This window comes from Caldimonas caldifontis (assembly GCF_002930615.1).
GTDB classification, from domain to species: Bacteria; Pseudomonadota; Gammaproteobacteria; order Burkholderiales; family Burkholderiaceae_C; genus Caldimonas; species Caldimonas caldifontis.
Genome location: NZ_PSNX01000001.1, coordinates 297204 through 314317 on the forward strand (window position 1 = coordinate 297204; position 17114 = coordinate 314317).

The following is a 17114-nucleotide window of genomic DNA, read 5'->3' on the forward strand; positions in this document are numbered from 1 at the left end:
CCGCGCATGTCAGCACCTGCGTCCCCCTCGAAGCCGGCTTCCCTCAGAGCCCTGGACGAAACGGCCCTGCGCGCGCAGCTGCGCCGGCGCGGCCCTGTGCCCTGGCTCCACGGCGAAGTGGCGCGGCGCATGGCCGAGCGTCTGTCCATCGTGAAACAGCCTCCCACGCAGGTGCTGGACTGGTGGGCGACCAGCGGCGGGGGCGCGCAGAGCCTTCGCGCGGCCTGCCCGAGGGCCCGCATCCGCGCTGTCGAGCCCGCCGGGTTGCTTCCCGAAGCGCTGCCCTCCTGGTGGGAGCGCTTGCGGCGCCCATCCCGGTCCGCCTGGACCGAAGACGCGGTCCCTGCGGCGCAGGCCCATCTGGTCTGGGCCAACATGATGCTGCACTGGGCGATCGACCCCATGCGGGTGATGCAACAGTGGCACCAGGCCCTGGCGGTGGAGGGCTTCGTCATGTTCTCCTGCTTTGGTCCGGACACCTTGCGCGAACTGCGTACCGTCTTTGCCGAGCAGGGATATGGCCCCATCGGCGTGGACTTCGTGGACATGCACGACCTGGGTGACATGCTGGTGCGCACCGGGTTCGCCGACCCGGTGATGGACATGGAGACCCTCACCCTCACGTGGGATGACAGCACCCGCATGCTGTCGGAATTGCGTGAACTCGGTCACAACCTGCATCCCCAGCGCTTTGCGGGACTGCGCACGCCCCGCTGGCGCGACCGGTGGTTCGAACTGCTTGCGCGCCGGCCGGATGGGCGCTGGGGCCTGAGCTTCGAGATCGTTTATGGACATGCCTACAAGCCGGTCCCGCGCGTGAGGGTCACCGAACAGGCCCATGTGTCGTTGGACGACATGCGCACCATGGTGCGACGTGCGCGCTCGCCGGTCCGGGAATGAACGCCGATCAATAGTTGGCGCAACGTCTTTCGCACCCACCTGCATTGATCGCCCTCAAACGCCGTTGTGAGGGGGCTTTGCGGTAAGTTAAACTCTCGCAGTTTGGTTGGGTTGGTGCCTCTAGGTCTGATGTCCGGGCCCTTTCCGAACCAGGTGAGTGGAGCAGTAGCACCCATGGTGGCGGTCACCTCGGCTTGGAGTCCTCGCAATCGTCGGTTTCCTCAGGGGCCGACGCTGTCCGACGGCACCGGGACCCGCTGGATCCTCAAGCGCAACTGCTGTCTCACGCCACGCCAATTGCTGTGCATGTACGCGGTTCTGTGCGTGGTGTCATTCGGTGTGGGCTTGGGGTTCTGGGCGTCGGGAGCCCACCTGGTCCTGCCGTTTGCCTGGATCGAAATGGCCGGTGTCGGATTCGCCCTGTGGATCTATGCCCGTCATGCCCTGGATCGCGAAAGCATCGTGATCATTGGGGGGCGGGTGGAGGTCGAGCAGGAAGTGGCCGGGCGCGTGAGCCGCCTCAGCTTCGATGCCGCACATGTGCGCATCGATCAGCGTGGTGGCAGCGCGGGCTTGGTAGAGCTGTCGGCGGCGGGGCGGCGGGTGAGTGTCGGTCGTCACATCAGAGCTCAGCACCGCTCCCAACTCGCCGAGGAATTGCGCGCAGCCCTGCGCGGCTCGTACGGGCAGGGGTGAGCTGGGGTTTGGAAACTGAGATGACCACGATGAAGATCATGAAAGCTCTTTGGCAGCAGGCGGGACGTGCGGGCCTTGGCCTGGGGGCCTGGCTGGCCTCCTCGGCCGCGCTGGCTTCCGTCAACAGTCTGCCTGGCGGCCCCGCCGTCAACCAGCTCAACCTGCACCCGCCCGTCACGCGCATCGCCGAAGAGCAGCATTTTCTGCACTGGATGATGCTGGTCATCTGCTTCGTGATCTTCGTCGGTGTCTTCTCGGTGATGTTCTATTCCATCCTGAAGCACCGCAAGTCGCTGGGCGCCAAGTCCGCCAGCTTCCACGAAAGCACCACCGTCGAGATCGTCTGGACGGTCGTGCCCTTCCTGATCGTGATCGGCATGGCCCTCCCGGCCACGAAAGTGGTGGTCGCGATGAAGGACACCACCAACGCCGACATCACGGTCAAGGCCACCGGCTACCAGTGGAAGTGGGGTTACGACTACATCAACGGTGAAGGTGCCGGCGTGTCCTTCCTGTCCACGCTCGATGCCACCCACCGCCAGGCGTCCGATGCCGGTCAGCCTGTCGGCGACGACTACCTGCTCAAGGTTGACAACCCGCTGGTGGTGCCCGTCAACAAGAAGATCCGCGTCATCACCACGGCCAACGACGTGATCCACGCCTGGATGGTGCCTGCCTTCGGTGTGAAGCAGGATGCCATCCCCGGCTTCGTGCGTGACACCTGGTTCCGCGCCGAGAAGACCGGTGATTTCTATGGCCAATGTGCTGAGCTGTGCGGCAAGGAGCACGCCTACATGCCCATCCACGTCAAGGTCGTCACTGACGAGGAGTACAGCAAGTGGGTCGAAGAGCAGCAGAAGCTGATGCAGGCGCGCGCCGATGATCCCACCAAGGTCTGGGAACTGGCCGACCTCGTGGCGCGCGGTGAGAAGGTCTATGCCGCCAACTGCGCGGCTTGCCACAAGGCCGACGGCTCGGGGGCTGGCCCCATCAAGGCGCTGGACGGCTCGGCCATCGTGCTCGATGCCGACAAGAGCAAGCAGATCAACATCCTCCTCAACGGTGCGGGCAACGGTGCGATGCCGTCCTGGAAGCAGTTGAGCGACACCGAGATTGCCGCGGTGATCACCTATGTGAAGAACAGCTGGTCGAACAAGACCGGCACGCTGGTGCAGCCGGCTGAAATCACCGCCGCCCGCTGAGCAGTTGAAGAAAGGACCGACAACATGAGTGCTGTTCTCGACAACCACGGTCATGCAGTAGGCGGCCACGCCCACGATGACCATGCGCACGATCATCCGCATGGCTGGCGCCGCTGGGTGTTTGCCACCAACCACAAGGACATCGGCACCCTCTACCTGCTGTTCAGCTTTGCCATGCTGATGGTCGGCGGCGTCCTGGCACTGCTGATTCGTGCCGAGCTCTTCCAGCCCGGCCTGCAGGTCGTGAACCCTGAGCTCTTCAATCAGCTCACCACCATGCACGGCCTGATCATGGTGTTCGGCGCCATCATGCCGGCCTTCGTGGGCTTCGCGAACTGGATGATCCCGCTGCAGATCGGCGCCTCCGACATGGCGTTTGCGCGGATGAACAACTTCAGCTTCTGGCTGATGATCCCCGCGGCCATCATGCTGGTGGCATCGTTCTTCATGCCCGGTGGCGCGCCGGCGGCGGGTTGGACGCTGTATGCGCCGCTCACGCTGCAGATGGGCCCCTCGATGGACGCGGCGATCTTCGCCATGCACATCATGGGCGCGAGCTCCATCATGGGCTCGATCAACATCATCGTGACCATCCTCAACATGCGTGCCCCGGGCATGACGCTGATGAAGATGCCGATGTTCTGCTGGACCTGGCTCATCACTGCCTACCTGCTGATTGCAGTGATTCCCGTGCTGGCCGGTGCCATCACGATGACCCTGACCGACCGCCATTTCGGCACGGCCTTCTTCAACCCGGCCGGCGGCGGCGATCCGGTGATGTACCAGCACATCTTCTGGTTCTTCGGCCACCCCGAGGTCTACATCATGATCCTGCCGGCGTTTGGCATCATCAGCCACATCGTCCCGGCCTTCGCCCGCAAGCGCCTGTTCGGATATACCTCGATGGTGTATGCCACGGCTTCCATTGCCATCCTGTCGTTCATCGTGTGGGCCCACCACATGTTCACGACGGGCATGCCGGTGACCGGTCAGCTCTTCTTCATGTACGCGACCATGCTGATCGCCGTGCCCACGGGTGTGAAGATCTTCAACTGGATTGCGACCATGTGGCGCGGCTCGATGACCTTCGAGACGCCCATGCTGTTCGCTGTCGGCTTCATCTTCGTGTTCACGATGGGGGGCTTCACCGGCCTGATCCTGTCGGTGGCGCCGATCGACATCCAGCTGCAGGACACCTACTACGTCGTGGCGCACTTCCACTACGTGCTGGTGGCCGGCTCGCTCTACGCCCTGTTTGCCGGCTTTTACTACTGGGCGCCCAAGTGGACCGGCGTGATGTATTCCGAGACCCGCGGCAAGATCCATTTCTGGGGCTCGCTGATCTTCTTCAACATCACCTTCTTCCCGATGCACTTCCTGGGTCTGGCCGGCATGCCCCGCCGCTATGCCGACTACCCCATGCAGTTCGCCGACTTCAACGCGATCGCCTCGGTGGGCGCCTTCGGCTTCGGCCTGATGCAGGTGTACTTCTTCGTCTTCATCGTGCTGCCGGCCATGATGGGCAAGGGCGAGAAGGCGCCGCAGCGCCCCTGGAATGACCCCGACGGCCAGGGTGCCGAGGGCCTGGAATGGGAAGTGCCGTCGCCGGCCCCCTTCCACACCTTCGAGAACCCGCCGAAGCTGAATGCCGCTGCCACGAAAGTGGTGGGCTGAGCCTGACACGGGAGAGGAGCACGCACGATGAACGAAGATCAGCGCAAACGCAATGTCCGTCTGGGCCTGATCCTGGCGAGCGTTGTGGCCGCCTTCTTCATCGGATTCATCGTGCGCATGACCTATTTCGGTGGTTGAGCGCATGACGAGCCCCAACGAATCTGGCCGCCAAGCCATCCGCCGCGACAATCGGCGCATGGTGGGCAAGCTGCTGGTCGTCACGGTGGCGATGTTCGGCTTCGGCTACGCCTTGGTGCCGATGTACCAGGCCATCTGCGATGCACTGGGCATCAACGTTCTTTCGTTGAGCGAGCGCCTCGTGCCGGGCAATGCGTCGCACCGTGCCACGGCCGTGAACACGCAGGTCGATACATCCCGCACCATCACGGTCGAATTCGATGCGAACGCCCGCGGGCCGTGGGATTTCAAGCCGGCCATGCGCTCGATCACCGTGCATCCCGGCGAGATGGCCACGGTCATGTACGAATTCCGCAACGTGCAGAACCGCACCATGGCCGCGCAGGCGATCCCGAGCTACGCCCCGAAGCAGGCCACGGCGCACTTCAACAAGCTTGAGTGCTTCTGCTTCAACGAGTACATGCTGCAGCCGGGCGAGTCCAAGCAGTGGCCGGTCGTGTTCGTGATCGACCCCAAGCTGCCGCGTGACGTAACGACCATCACGCTCTCGTACACCTTCTTCGAGGTGGGTGGCCGCGTGCCGGCGGCGCCGGCGGGTTTCCAGTCGGCGGCCCCGGCGCAGGAGCCTCGTTCATGAACGTGCCGCAGCGCCCCGGAGCCGACCTGCGCGAGGCCGTGCAGCGTCGGGGTTCGCTGCCGCAGACCGTCAAGGCGGTCTTGTGGTCGTTCTTCGGCGTGCGCCGATCGGTGGACCACGCCGAGGACGTGAGCAAGCTCAACCCCGTTCACGTGGTGATCGTGGGGCTGACCCTCGCAGCACTGTTCGTCCTGGGTCTGGTGGCACTGGTGAACTGGGTGATCGGCAGTGGAGTGGCTGCCGGGTATTGATGGCGAATGAACAAGCCTCGTCGAGGACGAGGCCAAGGATCGAGAAGAGTTCTTAGGAGAAAACATGTCGGCAGCGACACATCAGGGCCAGACGCCTTATTACTTCGTTCCCGGGCCCTCGCGGCACCCGGTCATGGCCGCCATCGGCCTGTTCTTCGTGATCCTGGGGGCGGGGCAGTGGATCAACGGCCACAGCTGGGGCGCCTATTCGCTGCTCTTCGGTCTGTTGTGGTGGGCCGTGGTCCTGTTCCAGTGGTTTGGCGATGCCATCCGTGAGAGCGAGAACGGCCTGTACAGCGATCGCATCGATGTGTCCTTCCGCTGGAGCATGAGCTGGTTCATCTTCTCGGAAGTGATGTTCTTCGCAGCTTTCTTCGGCGCCTTGTACTGGGCACGCGTTCACGCGGTCCCGATGCTGGCCAACCTCGATCACCAGATCCTGTGGCCGGACTTCAAGGCCCTGTGGCCCAGCGCAGCTCCCGGTGTCACCGCTTCACCGGCGGGTACGGTGGAGCCTTTCCAGACCATGGGCCCGTTCTGGCTGCCCACGATCAATACCGCGTTGCTGCTGAGCTCGGGGGTGACGCTGACCATTGCGCATCACGCGCTGCGTGAGGGGCATCGTGCCAAGACCATCGCCTTCATGTGGGTGACGGTTCTCCTCGGCCTGATCTTCCTGTTCGTGCAGGGCTATGAATACATGCACGCCTACAGGGACCTGAACCTCAAGCTGTCGTCGGGCATCTACGGCTCCACCTTCTTCATGCTGACGGGCTTCCACGGCTTCCACGTGTTCGTGGGCATGCTGATGCTGCTGTTCATCACGCTGCGTCTGCACAAGGGTCATTTCACGCCGGAGCGTCACTTCGGCTTCGAAGGAGCCGCCTGGTACTGGCACTTCGTGGACGTGGTGTGGCTGGGCCTGTACGTGGTGGTGTACTGGATGTAACGACCGTCGTGGCGCCCGTCACAGGGGCCGCCCGAAACGACAACGCCGCTGCGGTGCAGCGGCGTTTGTTCTTGAGGAAAACAGATTTCAGTGAGAGCTTACTTGATCACCGGCACGCCCGTCGGCTGGATCCAGCCCAGCTGGTAGGCCACCAGGATGCAGATGAACAGCACGACGGACAGGCCCACCCGCAGGCCCAGTGAACGCACCATGTTGTTCGTCTTGGGCTTGCCATCGCGGCCGTCCTTCATCATGAAGACCAGGGCCGAGGCCAGACTGGCCAGGATGAGCACGAACGCGACGACGATGAAGAGTTTCATGGTCTCGATTATGCGCCTGGGAGCGTGGCATGGCTGAGGCTGTGGCCTCCAGACGCTGGCGAGCGGCTGTGGTGCTTGCAGCCACCCTGGTGGGGATTGGCGTGACGGCCTCGCTCGGACGGTGGCAGCTTGACCGCGCAGCCCAGAAGGAGGCACTTCAGTCGGCCTTGCGTGCGCAGGCGACCCTGCCACCCCTGTCACTGAACGACGTGGCCACGCCACCCGATGCCACTCCGGCATGGCTGCACCGCCCGGCGGTGGTGCGTGGGCGGTGGCTGCCCGAGCACACCGTGTACCTCGACAACCGGCAGATGCAGGGCCCCCAGCCAGGGTTTTTCGTACTCACCGCCCTACAGCTCGAGGGGCGAGAGGATGTGATCATCGTCCAGCGTGGATGGGTGGCACGCGACGTGGTCGATCGCACCCGGGTGCCGGAGGTGGCCACGCCCAGGGAGGAGACCGTGACCCTGGCGGGGCGGATTGCCCCGCCGCCGGCCAAGCTCTATCAGTTCTCGGCCCAGGAGTCCGGCGCGATTCGGCAAAATCTCGATCTGACGCAGTTTGCGCAAGAAGTTCGCCGGCCGGTGTGGCCGGTCACCCTCGTCCAGACCGAGCCCACGAGCCCTGGGGCCGCCGACGGCCTGCTGCGGCAGTGGCCTGAACCCTCGGTGGACGTTCACAAGCACTACGGCTATGCGTTCCAGTGGTTCGCGCTGTGTGCACTGATGGCAGGTTTGTATGTCTGGTTCCAAATCCTCCGCCCCCGCCGACAGCGCGGCGCCTGAACCGCGGAGCTTCACGGTCCACAGCATGCCGCGTCCGGCCGTGGATGCGCGGGTCCGGGTGCGCATGGGGCGGATCAAGATGTTCCTGGTGCTGCTGGTGTGCGCCGCCCCAGTCATTGCCTCTTACTTCACTTACTACGTGATCCGGCCTGAGGGGCGGAGCAACTACGGCCAGCTGATCGACCCTCAGCGTCCCCTGCCGGCCCTGCACCTGCAGGATCTGCAAGGGCAGGCTGTGTCACCGGACAGCCTGCGCCACCAGTGGCTGATCGTGGTGGTGGGTGGAGGGGCCTGCGACGCGGTCTGTGAGCGCAACCTTTACCTCCAGCGCCAGCTCCGAGAGATGACCGGCAAGGACCGCGACCGCATTGACAAGGTGTGGCTCGTGACCGATGCGCAGCCCATCCAACCGGCGCTGCTCCAAGGCATTGCCGGGGCTCAGGTGCTGCGTGCCTCGGCCGAAGAGGTGGCTGCCTGGCTGGAGCCGGAAGCCGGCCAGTCGCTGGGCGCACACCTGTACATCGTCGATCCTCTGGGCAACTGGATGATGCGCTTTCCCGCGGACGCAGACCCCTCCCGGGTGAAGCGTGATCTGAATCGGCTGCTCAACGCCTCCCGGCACTGGGACAAGGCAGGTCGTTGAAGCGGGGGTCCCCATGGAAACGCAGGCACTCTACGACTTGACCCCCATCGCGCGCCTGGCGCTGCTGGGCATCGTGATCGCGCTTGGCCCCCTGGCCTGGGTGTGGTTGCGCAATCGCCATGCGGCGCCGAGCGTGCGGCTGGCAGCACTCACGGCATTGACGCTCTTTCTCACCTTCGACCTGGTGGTGTTCGGTGCCTTCACCCGGCTCACCGATTCCGGTCTGGGGTGCCCGGACTGGCCTGGCTGCTATGGCGCCGCAAGCCCGGTGGGGGCTCGCGCAGAGATCACGGCCGCGCAGACGGCCATGCCCACGGGGCCAGTGACGCACAAGAAGGCCTGGATCGAAATGATTCACCGCTATCTCGCCACCGGGGTAGGGGTGCTGATCATGGTGATGGCCATCACGAGCTGGTTGGAGCGCCGGCGTCTGGCCTTGTCGCCGTGGTGGGCCACGGCCACGCTCGTGTGGGTTTGCGTCCAGGGGGCCTTTGGTGCGCTGACCGTGACGATGAAGCTCTACCCGGCCGTTGTCACCGCCCATCTGCTGGGCGGGCTGTGCCTGCTGGCCTTGCTGGCGGCGCAGCACCAGGTGTACCGGGCCCGGCAGCTCGTGCTGAGTCGCGGCATGCACCGGCTGGCCTGGGGGCTGTTCATGCTGCTGTGGCTGCAGATCGCGCTGGGTGGCTGGGTCAGCACCAACTACGCTGTTCTGGCTTGCCCGGACTTTCCCACCTGCCACGGGCAATGGTGGCCGGCCATGGACTTCCATCAGGGGTTCCAGATTGCGCGGCCGCTCGGGGAGCGGCGCGACGGGGGCTACCTGACTTTTGATGCACTCACCGCCATTCACTACACGCACCGCTTGGCCGCCTATGTCGTGCTGGCAGCGCTCGTGGGTTATGCCGCGGCCCTGTGGCGGCGAGGTGCGGCGCATCGTCGCTACGCCGGCTGGCTGCTGGGTGGAGCCCTGTGGCAGTTCGTCAGCGGCCTGAGCAACGTGGTGCTGGGGTGGCCGCTGGTGGCCGCGCTCGCGCATACGGCCGGAGCGGCCGGGCTCGTGATCGTGCTCACCGCCTTGCTGACCCAGGCCCACCAAGCCCGTCGCGCCGTGACGGCTGCGCATGCATCCATGGTGCCGCTGTCATCGGCGAGCGGTCGGACGGCCTCCTAGAATCCTCCCAACCTTGCCCATGTCCGGAACCCTCGCCACCTCCGCCGCACCGCCTTCGCGGTTTTCGCAGTTCTATGCGCTGACCAAGCCGCGCGTGGTGCAGCTCATCGTCTTTTGTGCCGTGATCGGCATGCTGCTGGCCGTTCCGGGCGTGCCCGACTGGCGCGTGGCCTTGGCAGCGACGGCAGGCATCTGGCTGGTGGCCGGTGCGGCCGCAGCCTTCAACTGTCTGGTCGAGCAGCACATCGATGCGCGCATGCAGCGCACCGCGTGGCGCCCGACTGCGAAGGGGGAGCTCACCAATGCCCAGACCCTGCTGTTCTCAGCCCTGCTGTGTGCGGCTGGCATGGCCTTGCTGTACGCCGCGGTGAACCCGTTGACGATGTGGCTGACCTTCGGCACCTTCGTGGGCTATGCGGTGATCTACACCGTGGTGCTCAAGCCACTGACGCCGCAGAACATCGTCATCGGCGGCGCTTCCGGTGCGATGCCGCCGGTGCTGGGATGGGCCGCCATGCGCGGCGACGTGGGGCCTGAGGCGCTGATGCTGTGCCTCATCATCTTCCTGTGGACGCCGCCGCACTTCTGGGCGCTGGCGCTGTACCGCGCCGAAGACTACCGCAAGGCCGGCCTGCCGATGCTGCCGGTCACCCATGGCGCGGAGCTCACGCGCTTTCACATCTTTCTCTACACGCTCATGCTGTTCTCGGGGACGCTGCTGCCCTTCGTCTATGGCATGAGCGGCTGGATCTATCTGGCGGCCGCCATCGTTCTGGGGAGCGTCTTCATTGCGTATGCCTGGCGCCTGTGGCGCGACTACTCCGACCAGCTGGCGCGCCGCACCTTCCGCTTTTCCATCCTCCACCTGTCGCTGCTGTTCGCTGCGCTGTTGCTGGACCACTATCTTGGAGCCTGGCTATGACCTCCCGCCGATCACTTCTCCTGCTGGGAGGCCTTTCGCTGATGCTGGCCGGCTGCGATCGGGTGAAAACCCTGTTCGAATCGGGCCCGAAATTCAATGCCATCGACATCACGGGTGCTCAGTACGCACGCAACTTCGCGCTGGTCGATGCCCAAGGGCGCGAGCGCACGATGGCTGACTTCCGGGGCAAGATCGTCGTGATCTTCTTCGGCTTCACGCAATGTCCGGATGTCTGCCCCACGGCGTTGGGCGAGCTGGCCCAGGTCAAGCAGGCCCTGGGCGCCGATGGTGACAAGCTGCAGGGCGTCTTCATCACCGTGGACCCCGAGCGTGACACCCCCGAGGTGATGGGGGCCTACGTCCAGGCCTTCGACCCAAGTTTCGTGGCGCTGCGAGGTTCGCCCGAGCAGACGGCAGCGGTGGCGCGAGAGTTCAAGGTGTACTACAACAAGGTGCCGGGCAAGACTCCGGACAGTTACACGATGGACCATTCGGCGGGGCTGTACGTTTTCGACGCCCAAGGTCGGGTTCGGCTTTATGCGCGTCACGGCATGGGTGCACAGCTGCTCACGCAGGACATCCGGAGTCTGCTGACCTCGGGCTGAGACTCGCGCTCCGCCTTGACCGATGCCAAGTCGGCGGGGTGCCGTTCGCAGGAAGGTTCCGTCCCCCCCTTTGACCTGAGACAAGGATTCTTCCGGTCTCCCGTGGTGTCATAGCCTTGATTCCACCCGGCCCCCCACGGGCCTCGTCATCAAGGAGGACACCTCATGCTGCAAGGAAAAGTCTCGCTCGTGACTGGCGCCTCGTCCGGCATTGGCCGCGCCATCGCGCTGGCTTATGCCCGTGAAGGGGCCAAGGTCGTCGTCTCCGACGTGAATGTGTCGGGGGCTGAGGAAACCGTGTCGCTGGTGCGCCAGCGGGGTGGCGACGCCATCTTCGTGCCCGCCGACGTGAGCCGCCCCGAGGACTGCCAGCGGCTCGTGGAACGCACGGTGTCCCACTACGGCCGATTGGATGTCGCATGCAACAACGCCGGCATCGGAGGAGAACTCGGCCCCACGGCCGGCTATGCCGACGAAGCCTGGCAGCAGGTCATCGGCGTGAACCTCTCGGGGGTCTTCTACTGCATGAAGCATCAGATCCCGGCCATGTTGCGCAACGGGGGTGGAGCCATTGTGAACATGGCGTCCATCCTGGGGCAGGTGGGCTTTGCCGGAGCACCCGCCTATGTGGCTGCCAAGCACGGTGTCGTGGGGCTCACCAAGACGGCTGCTCTGGAGTACAGCGCTCAGGGTCTGCGTATCAATGCCGTGGGTCCGGCCTTCATTCACACGCCGATGATCGCGAGCCTCGAATCCGACCCGGCCACCCAGCAACAGCTTGTGAGCCTGCATGCGATCGGGCGCCTGGGCCAGCCCGAGGAGGTGGCCGAACTGGTGGTGTGGCTCAGTTCCGATCGTGCCTCCTTCGTGACGGGGGCGTACTACGCGGTCGATGGCGGCTACCTCGCGCGCTGAATCGATGGGAGCGGCGTCCGATTGGCATGCCCAGCCCGTCGAGGAGGTCCTGCAGGGGCAGCGCACAGATCTCCAGGGGCTGACCCCCGAGGAGGCGCGACGGCGCCTGGCTGAGCACGGACCGAACCGGCTGGCCGAGGCGCCGCCTGTGCATCCGCTGTGGCGCTTGGCGCGCCAGTTCCATAACCTGCTGATCTATGTGCTGCTGGCCGCAGCCGGGGTCACTGCCGCGATGGGGCACTGGGTGGATACGGGCGTGATCGTCGCAGTGGTGGTGATCAACGCCGCGATCGGTTTCATCCAGGAGGGCAAGGCCGAGCGGGCCTTGCGGGCCATCCGTCACATGCTGGCACCGCATGCCGTGGTGGTGCGCGAAGGGCATGCCCACGATGTCGATGCCGCTGATCTGGTGCCTGGTGATGTCGTGCTGCTGGCCTCGGGGGACCGGCTGCCAGCGGATGTGCGCCTGCTGCAGGCGCGCAACCTGCGCATCGATGAGGCGATGCTCACGGGCGAGTCAGTGCCGGTGGACAAGCACTCCGAACCGGTAGAACCAACGGCCGCCATCGGTGATCGCTTCAACATGGGCTATGCGGGGACCCTCGTGACGCAGGGCCAGGCACGTGCTGTGGTGGTGGCCACCGGGGCACGCACGGAGATTGGCCGCATCGGCCGCATGCTCGAAACGGTGGAAGAGACCACCACCCCGCTGTTGCGCAAGATGGCCACCTTCGGACGATGGCTGACGCTGGCCATCCTGGTGGCCGCGGGTGTGCTCTTCGTGTTCGGCCTCGTCGTGCGAGGCGGTTCGGTCGAGGCGATGTTCATGGCCGCAGTGGGTCTGGCCGTGGCGGCCATCCCCGAAGGCCTGCCCGCAGTGATGACCATCACGCTGGCGCTGGGCGTGCAGCGCATGGCCGCCCGCCATGCGGTGATCCGGCGCCTCCCGGCGGTGGAGACGCTGGGTTCGGTCACGGTGATCTGCTCGGACAAGACGGGCACACTGACCCGCAACGAGATGACGGTGCAGCAAGTGGTGCTGCGCGAAGCCGTGCTGACCGTCGAGGGCGCCGGGTACGCGCCTCAAGGCGCCTGGTCGGTGCAAGGAGAGGGGATCGACCTCCCCGATCTGCCGGCACGCTGGCCACTGGCCCACCGGCTGGCCCAGGCCGGTGCGCTGTGCAACGACGCGAGCCTGCGTGAAACCCAGGGGCATTGGCAGCTGGCCGGAGACCCCACCGAAGGCGCGTTGCTGACACTGGCCATGAAGGCCGGCCTGGACCTGGCGACGCTGCGCCAGCGGCATCCCAGGCTCGATGCCATCCCCTTCGAATCCGAGCACCGCTACATGGCCACCCTGCATCCGGACGATGCGGGAGGGCGCTTCGCCGTGGTCAAGGGCGCGCCGGAACGCGTGCTGGCCATGTGCAGCCACGAGGCCGGCGGCGAAGGGGCGGATCGGCCCCTCGACGCGGCATGGTGGCAGGCGCGCATCGATGAACAGGCGCGCGAGGGACGCCGCGTGCTGGCCCTGGCCTGGCGGGCGCTGCCGGCGACGCACAGCCGGCTGGAGACGAGCGACGTCGATCAGGGACTGACCCTGCTTGGGCTCGTGGGCATCATCGACCCGCCCCGCGAGGAGGCCATTGCTGCCGTGGCGCAATGCCTGCAGGCGGGCATCCGCGTGAAGATGATCACCGGCGATCATGGCGTCACGGCCAGCGCCATCGCGGGGCAGCTCGGCCTCGGCGAGGGGCTGGTGGCCATGACCGGCCCCGAGATCGAGGCGCTCGATGACGAGGCCTTGCGCGAGGCGGTGCGCCGCACCGAGGTGTTTGCACGCGCCAGCCCTGAACACAAGCTGCGCCTGGTGCGCGCACTGCAGGCCAACGGCGAGATCGTGGCGATGACGGGCGACGGTGTGAACGATGCGCCGGCGCTGAAGCAGGCCGACGTGGGCGTGGCCATGGGGCGCAAGGGCACCGAGGCGGCCAAGCAGGCCGGGGCGATGGTGCTGGCCGACGACAACTTCGCCTCCATCGCGCATGCGGTGGAGGAGGGGCGCACGGTGTATGACAACCTGCGCAAGACCGTCACCTTCCTGCTGCCCATCAACGGCGGCGAGTCGCTCTCGCTGCTGGTGGCCGTGCTGCTGGGCGTGGCCCTGCCCATCCTGCCGGCACAGATCCTCTGGGTGAACATGGTGAGCTCGATTGCGCTGGCCATGGTGCTGGCCTTCGAGCCGCGCGAGGCCGACGTGATGCGACGTCCGCCGCGCGCACCCGACGAGCCGCTGTTGTCGGGCTTCGTCCTGTGGCGCATTGCACTGGTATCCACCCTGTTCCTCACGGGCATCTTCGGCATGTATGAGTGGTCGTTGGCCCAAGGGCACAGCGTGGAGACGGCCCGCACCGTGGCGGTGAACACGCTGGTGGTGATGGAAGTCTTCTACCTCTTCAGCGTGCGCTACCTGAAGGCCCCGTCCTTCACCTGGCAGGGGGTGCAGGGAACGCCGCGTGTGCTGATGGCTGTGGGCGGCGTGGTGCTGCTGCAGATGACCTTCACCTACGCGCCGTGGATGCAGGCACTCTTCCAGACCGAGGGCCTGAGTGTGACCCAGGGTCTGCAGGTGATTGGCGTGGGGGTGGCCGTGCTCGTGCTGCTGGAACTGGAGAAACTCGCGGTGCGGCGCCTGAAGCTCGCCTAGAAGCTGCCGAACACACTGCCCAGCGTCACCACCACGGCCAGCGACACCAGCGGCACCGCCACGGCCACGACGAAGATGTCGGCGTAGGACTGGCGGTGCGTGAGCCCGCAGATGGACAGCAGCGTGATCACCGCGCCGTTGTGGGGCAGGGCATCGAGCCCGCCCGTGGCGATGGCCGTGACCCGGTGCAGCAGCTCGGGTGCGATGCCGGCGGCCTGACCCAGTTCCAGGTAGGTCTGTCCCAGTGTGCTCAGCGCGATGCTCATGCCGCCCGAGGCCGACCCGGTGATGCCGGCCAGCACGTTCACGGCCACCGACAGCGAGATGAGCGGATTGCCGGGCGACAGGCCCAGCACCGCGTCGCGGATCAGCGCGAAGCCGGCCAGGGAGGCGATCACCGCGCCGTAGCCCACCTGCGAGGCGGTGTTGAAGATGGGCAGCACGGCGGCCGACGCGCCGGCATCGATCGTCTCGCGCCACGACGGCAGGCGCCGGCCCAGTGTGGCCAGCAGCCACACGATGGACACGGCCAGTGCCACGATGATGGCCCACACGCCGCGCACGGCCTCGAGCGAGGTGTTGCCATACATCGCCTCGGCGAGATAGGCTGTGTCCAGCCGCGGGAGCAGTCGTTCGGCCAGGACGTAGTTGAGCACCACGACCAGCACGATGGGCGACAACGCCAGGGCCAGGCCGGGCGGGGCCGTCGCCGCAGCACTGGGCGCGGCCTCGGCGAGGTCATAGCCCTCGCCCTGGGCATGCTCGCGCAGCTTGCGGTCCACGGTGACCGGCGCCTGGGCATCCTCGCCATAGCGCTCGCCTGCGCCACGGGCCCTGGCCGCGCGCCACAGCAGCCAGGCCAGGCCCAGCCCCAGCATCACCGCACCACCGATCACCCCCAGGCCAGGCGCCGCGAACGGCGTGGTGCCGAAGTAGGGCATGGGAATCGCGTTCTGGATGGCTGGTGTGCCGGGCAAGGCCGTCATCGTGAAGGTGAAGGCGCCCAGCGCGATGGCCGCGGGAATGAGCCGCTTGGGGACGGACGCGGCACGGAAGAGCTCGGCCGCGATGGGGTAGACGGCGAAGGCCACCACGAAAAGCGACACTCCCCCGTAGGTGAGCACCGCGCAGGCCAGCACCACGGCGATGAGGGCCCGCTCGCCGCCCAGGCGTGCCACGATGCCTTCGGCAATGGCCCGTGCCGCACCGGTGGCTTCCATGAGCTTGCCGAACAGGGCGCCCAGCAGGAAGAGCGGGAAGTACAGCACGATGAAGCGGCCCAGGGCCGGCATGAAGACCTGGGTGTAGCTGGCCAGCAGCGGCGTACCGGGGCTGAAGAGCACGGCCGCGAGCGCCGCCAGCGGCGCCAGCACGAGGATGCTCATGCCCCGGTAGGCCAGCACCATCAGGAGCGTCAGCGACAGCAGGATCCCGGCGATGCTCAACATGGTGACTCCAGGAATGCGGGTGCCATCAGCGGTAGGCGGAGAGGTCCAGCGTCGAGCGGCGGCCGATCTGCCCGAAGTGACGGGCCAGCCAGGCGTCTGCCGTGTCGTGGCCGAGGCGGTAGAGCTGCTGCAGGAAGCTCCAGCCGGTGCGCAGCTTGCTCGCAGCGCCAAAGTCCGCGAGCGCCTCGGTGGCGTCGATGCGGTGCAGCTTCAGTGCGGCGATCTGGCGGAAGAGCGGACGGCGTGTGTCTTCGGTCGCCGGATCCTCGTCGTCCAGCAACTGCTGGAGCAGGGCAATGGAGCGCAGCTCCTTCACCAGGCTGCTGTTGAAGGTGATCTCGTTGAGCCGGTCCAGGATCTGCTGCGAGGTGACGGGCACGGCGTCGCGGCACGACGGGTTGATCTGCACCAGCACCAGGTCGTGCGCCGGGCTTTCGGTGATGAGTGGCAGCAGCGAGGGGTTGCCGAGGTAGCCACCGTCCCAGTAGGGCTCGCCGTCGATCTCCACGGCGCGAAAGAGCAGGGGCAGGCAGGCCGAGGCCATCACCACATCGGGCGTGAGCTCGTGCTGGCGGAACTCGCGCAGCCGCCCCGTGCGCACATGCGTGGCCGAGATGAACAGCTGCACCCGGTCACAGCGGCGCACGCGCTCGAAGTCGACCTCGGAGGTGACGATGTCGCGCAGGGGGTTGATGTCCAGCGGGTTGAGCTGCTGGGGTGAGAACATGCGGCCCAGCCAGTCGAGATAGCCCTGCATGGGTGAGGCGGCCAGCGTCCAGCCGCCGAAGAAGGCGGCAAAGGGCTCGGCCAGCGCGCCGCCCCCGGCACGGCTCACACGTGTCCAGAAACGCCGCAGGGCTTCACGCGCGCCGGCCCGGCCACCGGCCATCAGGCCGTCGGCCAGCACCACGGCGTTCATCGCGCCCGCGCTGGTGCCGCTGATGGCGTCGAATTCGATGCGTTCTTCCTCGAGCAGTCGATCCAGCACGCCCCAGGTGAAGGCGCCGTGGGCGCCGCCTCCCTGCAGCGCCAGATCGATGCGTCGGATGCGTCGCCGGCTCATGCAGTTCAGTCTATGGGTTAACCCCTGATCAACCAAACCAAAGACCGAGCGACTTCAACGACAACGGCCCCCGAAGGGGCCGTTG

Annotated in this window: 18 protein-coding genes; 15 read left to right on the top strand and 3 right to left on the bottom strand. The window is 66.2% G+C overall.

The features are described 5' to 3' along the window. The first annotated feature begins 6 nt into the window (after positions 1-6). From C1704_RS01395 to C1704_RS01425, 8 genes are all read left to right on the top strand, one after another. A complete protein-coding gene (locus tag C1704_RS01395) occupies positions 7-900 on the top strand; it encodes a class I SAM-dependent methyltransferase (RefSeq protein WP_245876340.1) in 894 nt (297 codons plus the stop codon). Positions 901-1161: 261 nt separating this feature from the next. Continuing rightward, positions 1162-1596, top strand: a complete 435-nt coding sequence (locus tag C1704_RS01400; protein WP_259371308.1) for a DUF2244 domain-containing protein — start codon at positions 1162-1164, stop codon at positions 1594-1596. 29 nt (positions 1597-1625) lie between these two features. Beyond that, positions 1626-2798 (top strand): cytochrome c oxidase subunit II, encoded by a 1173-nt coding sequence (gene coxB / locus C1704_RS01405; RefSeq protein ID WP_419186773.1) that lies wholly within the window; start codon positions 1626-1628, stop codon positions 2796-2798. 24 nt (positions 2799-2822) lie between these two features. Continuing rightward, entirely contained in the window at positions 2823-4472 is a 1650-nt protein-coding gene (ctaD, locus tag C1704_RS01410) for a cytochrome c oxidase subunit I (protein WP_104300229.1), read from the top strand. 27 nt (positions 4473-4499) lie between these two features. Beyond that, positions 4500-4610 carry a cytochrome oxidase small assembly protein gene (locus C1704_RS17630; protein ID WP_211286786.1) on the top strand — a complete coding sequence of 37 codons (111 nt, stop codon included), beginning with the start codon at positions 4500-4502 and terminating at the stop codon, positions 4608-4610. A 4-nt stretch (positions 4611-4614) separates the two neighbouring features. Further along, entirely contained in the window at positions 4615-5247 is a 633-nt protein-coding gene (locus C1704_RS01415) for a cytochrome c oxidase assembly protein (RefSeq protein WP_104300231.1), read from the top strand. Further along, a complete protein-coding gene (locus C1704_RS01420) occupies positions 5244-5498 on the top strand; it encodes a DUF2970 domain-containing protein (protein WP_104300233.1) in 255 nt (84 codons plus the stop codon). Before C1704_RS01415 ends, C1704_RS01420 begins: the two co-directional genes overlap by 4 nt. 64 nt (positions 5499-5562) lie before the next feature. Further along, positions 5563-6447: a cytochrome c oxidase subunit 3 gene (locus C1704_RS01425; RefSeq protein WP_104300234.1), complete on the top strand. Its 885-nt coding sequence runs from the start codon at positions 5563-5565 to the stop codon at positions 6445-6447. Between the two features lie 98 nt (positions 6448-6545). Here C1704_RS01425 and C1704_RS01430 read toward each other — a convergent pair whose 3' ends face one another. Continuing rightward, on the bottom strand, positions 6546-6767 hold the full coding sequence (locus C1704_RS01430; RefSeq protein ID WP_104300236.1) for a twin transmembrane helix small protein: 222 nt from the start codon (positions 6765-6767) through the stop codon (positions 6546-6548). A 29-nt stretch (positions 6768-6796) separates the two neighbouring features. Between C1704_RS01430 and C1704_RS01435 the strand changes: the two genes are divergently transcribed. The 7 genes from C1704_RS01435 (at position 6797) to C1704_RS01465 (ending at position 14518) form a co-directional block, all read left to right on the top strand. Beyond that, positions 6797-7552, top strand: a complete 756-nt coding sequence (locus tag C1704_RS01435; RefSeq protein ID WP_104300238.1) for an SURF1 family protein — start codon at positions 6797-6799, stop codon at positions 7550-7552. Beyond that, positions 7506-8195 (top strand): SCO family protein, encoded by a 690-nt coding sequence (locus C1704_RS01440; protein WP_104300240.1) that lies wholly within the window; start codon positions 7506-7508, stop codon positions 8193-8195. Before C1704_RS01435 ends, C1704_RS01440 begins: the two co-directional genes overlap by 47 nt. Before the next feature lie 13 nt (positions 8196-8208). Continuing rightward, positions 8209-9369, top strand: coding sequence for a COX15/CtaA family protein (locus tag C1704_RS01445; protein ID WP_104300242.1), 1161 nt, complete (start codon positions 8209-8211; stop codon positions 9367-9369). A 19-nt stretch (positions 9370-9388) separates the two neighbouring features. Continuing rightward, positions 9389-10291 (top strand): heme o synthase, encoded by a 903-nt coding sequence (gene cyoE / locus C1704_RS01450; RefSeq protein ID WP_104300244.1) that lies wholly within the window; start codon positions 9389-9391, stop codon positions 10289-10291. After that, a complete protein-coding gene (locus C1704_RS01455) occupies positions 10288-10896 on the top strand; it encodes an SCO family protein (protein WP_104300246.1) in 609 nt (202 codons plus the stop codon). Before cyoE ends, C1704_RS01455 begins: the two co-directional genes overlap by 4 nt. A gap of 165 nt (positions 10897-11061) precedes the next feature. Further along, positions 11062-11811: a glucose 1-dehydrogenase gene (locus C1704_RS01460; RefSeq protein ID WP_104300248.1), complete on the top strand. Its 750-nt coding sequence runs from the start codon at positions 11062-11064 to the stop codon at positions 11809-11811. Beyond that, positions 11789-14518 (top strand): cation-transporting P-type ATPase, encoded by a 2730-nt coding sequence (locus tag C1704_RS01465; RefSeq protein ID WP_245876342.1) that lies wholly within the window; start codon positions 11789-11791, stop codon positions 14516-14518. The genes C1704_RS01460 and C1704_RS01465 overlap by 23 nt, the downstream gene beginning before the upstream one ends. Here C1704_RS01465 and C1704_RS01470 read toward each other — a convergent pair. Beyond that, positions 14515-15966 (bottom strand): GntP family permease, encoded by a 1452-nt coding sequence (locus C1704_RS01470; RefSeq protein WP_104300252.1) that lies wholly within the window; start codon positions 15964-15966, stop codon positions 14515-14517. The two genes, C1704_RS01465 and C1704_RS01470, sit on opposite strands and share 4 nt — an antisense overlap. A gap of 25 nt (positions 15967-15991) precedes the next feature. Continuing rightward, on the bottom strand, positions 15992-17029 hold the full coding sequence (locus C1704_RS01475) for a patatin-like phospholipase family protein (RefSeq protein ID WP_104300254.1): 1038 nt from the start codon (positions 17027-17029) through the stop codon (positions 15992-15994). Positions 17030-17114: the final 85 nt, after the last annotated feature.

Excerpts from the sequence above, each read along its gene's own strand:
- C1704_RS01395 (WP_245876340.1), top strand. The coding sequence starts at position 7 with ATGTCAGCACCTGCGTCCCCCTCGAAGCCGGCTTCCCTCAGAGCCCTG.
- coxB (WP_419186773.1), top strand. The coding sequence starts at position 1,626 with ATGAAGATCATGAAAGCTCTTTGGCAGCAGGCGGGACGTGCGGGCCTT.
- ctaD (WP_104300229.1), top strand. The coding sequence starts at position 2,823 with ATGAGTGCTGTTCTCGACAACCACGGTCATGCAGTAGGCGGCCACGCC.
- C1704_RS17630 (WP_211286786.1), top strand. The coding sequence starts at position 4,500 with ATGAACGAAGATCAGCGCAAACGCAATGTCCGTCTGGGCCTGATCCTG.
- C1704_RS01415 (WP_104300231.1), top strand. The coding sequence starts at position 4,615 with ATGACGAGCCCCAACGAATCTGGCCGCCAAGCCATCCGCCGCGACAAT.
- C1704_RS01420 (WP_104300233.1), top strand. The coding sequence starts at position 5,244 with ATGAACGTGCCGCAGCGCCCCGGAGCCGACCTGCGCGAGGCCGTGCAG.
- C1704_RS01425 (WP_104300234.1), top strand. The coding sequence starts at position 5,563 with ATGTCGGCAGCGACACATCAGGGCCAGACGCCTTATTACTTCGTTCCC.
- C1704_RS01430 (WP_104300236.1), bottom strand. The coding sequence starts at position 6,767 with ATGAAACTCTTCATCGTCGTCGCGTTCGTGCTCATCCTGGCCAGTCTG.
- C1704_RS01435 (WP_104300238.1), top strand. The coding sequence starts at position 6,797 with ATGGCTGAGGCTGTGGCCTCCAGACGCTGGCGAGCGGCTGTGGTGCTT.
- C1704_RS01440 (WP_104300240.1), top strand. The coding sequence starts at position 7,506 with ATGTCTGGTTCCAAATCCTCCGCCCCCGCCGACAGCGCGGCGCCTGAA.
- C1704_RS01445 (WP_104300242.1), top strand. The coding sequence starts at position 8,209 with ATGGAAACGCAGGCACTCTACGACTTGACCCCCATCGCGCGCCTGGCG.
- cyoE (WP_104300244.1), top strand. The coding sequence starts at position 9,389 with ATGTCCGGAACCCTCGCCACCTCCGCCGCACCGCCTTCGCGGTTTTCG.
- C1704_RS01455 (WP_104300246.1), top strand. The coding sequence starts at position 10,288 with ATGACCTCCCGCCGATCACTTCTCCTGCTGGGAGGCCTTTCGCTGATG.
- C1704_RS01460 (WP_104300248.1), top strand. The coding sequence starts at position 11,062 with ATGCTGCAAGGAAAAGTCTCGCTCGTGACTGGCGCCTCGTCCGGCATT.
- C1704_RS01465 (WP_245876342.1), top strand. The coding sequence starts at position 11,789 with ATGGCGGCTACCTCGCGCGCTGAATCGATGGGAGCGGCGTCCGATTGG.
- C1704_RS01470 (WP_104300252.1), bottom strand. The coding sequence starts at position 15,966 with ATGTTGAGCATCGCCGGGATCCTGCTGTCGCTGACGCTCCTGATGGTG.
- C1704_RS01475 (WP_104300254.1), bottom strand. The coding sequence starts at position 17,029 with ATGAGCCGGCGACGCATCCGACGCATCGATCTGGCGCTGCAGGGAGGC.